The following is a 1,063-nucleotide window of genomic DNA, read 5'->3' as shown; positions in this document are numbered from 1 at the left end:
AGCTTGGTCGGGATGAACAACGGGTTCTTGACCAGGTCGGACACGGTGAACCGGTTGCCGTCGCTGACGCTCACGAGCGTGTTGGGTGCCATGGGTTATCTCTCCTTTCTCGTTGCGCCGTCAGGCGATTCGGACCAGGCCGGTCGCGTTGGCCGCGACACCGGCGGGTTCGGTGCAGATACCGACGATCGTGCGAGCGTCGGGGGTCGCAGCAGCGGGGGCGACAGTGCCCGCCGCGGTGGCGACGAGCTTGTCGCCGAAATTCGCTGCGGCGCTGTACTTCACCGCCACCTCGTCACCGGAGTACGCGACCGCGACGGTCGTCGGGATGAACACGGCCGAGAAGACGGTCCGGCCGAGTGCGTCGGTGCCGTTGGCGGGCGGGAACTGCTCGGGGGCGATGGCATCGGACAGCGCGACACCGAGCACCTTGACCGACGCGGCGGCGGCGACGCCGATCCGGCCGCCGGCGCGGGCCTCGACGAGCTGCCCGCCCAGGATGACCTCGCCCGAGGCGGGGATAAAAGTCTTCGGGCCACCCTGGGTGACCTGCAGTACACCAGCCATGTCAGATGCTCCAGTTCTTGTAGACGGCGTCGTTGCGGACGTCGGTGATGTCAGCGGCCTCGGTGGCGTGGCCGAGCTCGGTCACGGGCACCGCGGTATTCGGGGCCATGGACGCGAGCAGGGTCTTGCCGTGGTCGAGGTCGGCGTCGAGGGTCTTGCGCCAGGCCTCCCGGTTCGCCGGGGTGATGCGGCCCTCGCTGATCGCGGTCGAGAGCGCGACGTCGATATCGGCGGTGCGCTGGCGAGCGAGATACGCCTTGAACTGCGCCGAGTCGGCCTCGAGCGCGGCCAGGCGGCCGGTGTCGATGGCGACCGTCGCGCCAGCGGGCGGGCGACCGGCGGCGACCTGCGCGGCGGCGTCGGCCTGGGCCTGCGCGTCGGCCTGGGCCTGGTCGGCCGCGCTGGTCGCGAGCTCCTGAATCTTGGTGATGATGGCCGCGAGGTCGGCGTCGTCGGCCAGCCCGAGAGCCGTCCGAAGCGCCGCGAGCTGCTCGTT

Annotated in this window: 2 protein-coding genes; both read right to left on the bottom strand. The window is 70.6% G+C overall.

The genetic code is table 11. From position 1 onward, the window contains the following. Positions 1-120: 120 nt before the first annotated feature. Positions 121-567 (bottom strand): hypothetical protein, encoded by a 447-nt coding sequence (locus ACFXIV_RS48310; RefSeq protein WP_379405795.1) that lies wholly within the window; start codon positions 565-567, stop codon positions 121-123. A 1-nt stretch (position 568) separates the two neighbouring features. Next, positions 569-1,063 (bottom strand): phage protease (locus ACFXIV_RS48305; RefSeq protein ID WP_379421589.1); only part of this gene is annotated, 495 nt, incomplete at its 5' end.

Origin of the sequence: Nocardia sp. NPDC059236 (assembly GCF_042754085.1) — a bacterium.
Classification (GTDB): Bacteria; Actinomycetota; Actinomycetes; order Mycobacteriales; family Mycobacteriaceae; genus Nocardia.
This window is presented reverse-complemented; position numbering and strand designations above follow the sequence as displayed.